At 57.9% G+C, this 1,955-nt stretch carries 3 protein-coding genes; 2 read left to right on the top strand and 1 reads right to left on the bottom strand.

What is annotated here, in order from left to right; genetic code table 11:
• Positions 1-921: diguanylate cyclase domain-containing protein (locus lacNas_RS10560; RefSeq protein WP_201346842.1), on the top strand; the 921-nt coding region annotated here is incomplete at its 5' end.
• A 93-nt stretch (positions 922-1,014) separates the two neighbouring features.
• Here the strand turns inward: lacNas_RS10560 and lacNas_RS10565 are convergent.
• Complete coding sequence (locus tag lacNas_RS10565; protein ID WP_201330570.1) at positions 1,015-1,527, bottom strand: DUF1836 domain-containing protein; 513 nt, start codon at positions 1,525-1,527, stop codon at positions 1,015-1,017.
• Positions 1,528-1,680: 153 nt separating this feature from the next.
• On the opposite strand from lacNas_RS10565, the gene lacNas_RS10570 reads away from it, so the two are divergent.
• Positions 1,681-1,955: DegV family protein (locus lacNas_RS10570; RefSeq protein ID WP_201336108.1), on the top strand; the 275-nt coding region annotated here is incomplete at its 3' end.

Below are 1,955 nucleotides of genomic sequence, written 5' to 3' on the forward strand. Positions count from 1 at the left end.
GTCGTGATGACGATGCGCCAGGCCGGCATGCGGCGGCTGAAGAAGGAGGCAACCATGGACGCGCTCACCCAGATCAGCAACCGCCTGGGCTTTGACCAGCAGCTGGACCGCTTCCTGGCTGAGCATGAGGGGGCCAGCTTCACCCTGGCGATGATCGACGTGGACGATTTCAAGCTCTTCAACGACCTGTACGGGCACCAGGTGGGTGACCAGGTCCTCAAGCAGGTGGCCCGGGGGCTGGAAGAAGCAGTTGCCGGCCGCGGTCTGGTAGGTCGGACGGGCGGCGACGAGTTCATGCTGGCCCTGCTGGGCCTGGATGCTGCGGCCAGCCAGCCGGTCATCCAGCAGATCCTGACGGCTGAGCACCAGATCGTCTACCAGGGCCAGCGGATCAACTACAGCCTGTCGATCGGCTATGCCGACAGTCCCAAGCATGGCCGCCAGCTCTCCAGCCTGGTCAGGCGGGCTGATGAGGCCTTGTATGAGGTCAAGCTCAGCGGCAAGAGCGGGGCACAATATTATTCTGGGGAAAACAGCCGACCTTTAAGGGCGCAGCTGGGCTTTACCCTGCACGACATCGCCGCCAATATCCCGGCGGCCCTGCTGATCTACAGGCCGGAAAATGGCCGTATCCTCTTCGTCAACCAGGGCACCCTGCGCCTTTTGGGCTATGACAACCTGTGGGACTTCTTCGGCAAAGTAAACACGCGGGCCATCCACGTGGTGGCGCCGGCCGACCTGGACCGGGTCAAGGTCTGGCTGGACCGGTTCACGGCTGAGGCCGCCGTCGGCGACATTCACAAGCTGAACTACCGGGTCGTGACCCAGGACGGGAAGGAAGTTGCCGTCAAAGCCAACTTCAGCATGGTCGACAATCCCCATTACGGGAAGCTGGTCTACCAGACGCTGACGACTGCCTAATCCGCGGGAAAACAAGAAACAGAAGAATAGAAAACAAAAAACAAGAAAAATAACGCTCACGGCTGGTGAGCGTTATTTTTTACGTTTGCCGGTTTATTTTTTCTCTTCCCCGCCGTCGGGAAACTGGGCAAAGTACTTGTCCAGGTAGACCTTGTAGCTGACGGTCATGATGACGTTGCGGAGCATGGTCTTGTATTCCCCGTGCTCGTGGCCGACCTCGGCCAGTTCGTCCTTGAAGCCGAAAACATAGGCCAGGACGTTTTCCAGCTCGGAAATCATGTAGTCATAGGCCGTTTCGGTATCGTAGCTGGCCCGCTGCAGCTTCAGGGCCTCGCGGAGGTTGGCCAGGGAAAGGACGTTTTTGGAGATGGCGATGAAAATCAGTTCGGCGATCTGCTGCTGGCTGTAGAGCTTTTTCTTCGGGGAGGAAATCAAGTCGTGCTTGACGTAGTTGCTGACCATGGAGCTGGTCAGGTGGACGTTTTCCAGCGGTGCCAGGCATTGGTTGATATAGGTCGCGGTCTGCTCCAGGTAGAGCCCCAGCTGCGGCAGCTCTTGGTAGCGGGGCAGGTGAAAGCCGGCCAGGGAACGGGCAATTTTTTCCATAGAAAACCTCCAATCATCGGCAGTCTTATCAGCTTATCATTATTAGTATTATAGCAAAAGGGACCAGCGGTTTTCAAAAAACTTGACATGCTGCCAGGACTGCTATAGACTTAGTCATAAGTTTTTAGAAAACCGATAATGAGGATTAGTAAAATGACAATCAAGATCGTGACCGACTCCGGGGCCAACATGACCGCGGGCCGGCTGGGAAATTACGAACTGGCAACGGCTGCCTTGAGCCTGGTGCAGGGCGACAAGACCTGGATTGACGACGACAGCTTCGACGCGGCCGCCTTCAATGAGCGGGCCAGGGCCGGGATCGCGGCTTCATCCGCCTGCCCGGGCATCGCGGCCTGGCTTGAGGCGTACGCCGGCGGCAGCGAGATCTACGTTCTGACGATTTCCGCCGCTCTGTCCGGCAGCTGCAA

It is taken from the genome of Lactobacillus nasalidis, assembly GCF_016587775.1.
GTDB lineage: Bacteria > Bacillota > Bacilli > Lactobacillales > Lactobacillaceae > Lactobacillus > Lactobacillus nasalidis.

What these genes read in the sequence shown, in the direction of transcription:
- lacNas_RS10565 (WP_201330570.1), bottom strand. Translation starts at nt 1,527, where the DNA reads ATGGAAAAAATTGCCCGTTCCCTGGCCGGCTTTCACCTGCCCCGCTAC.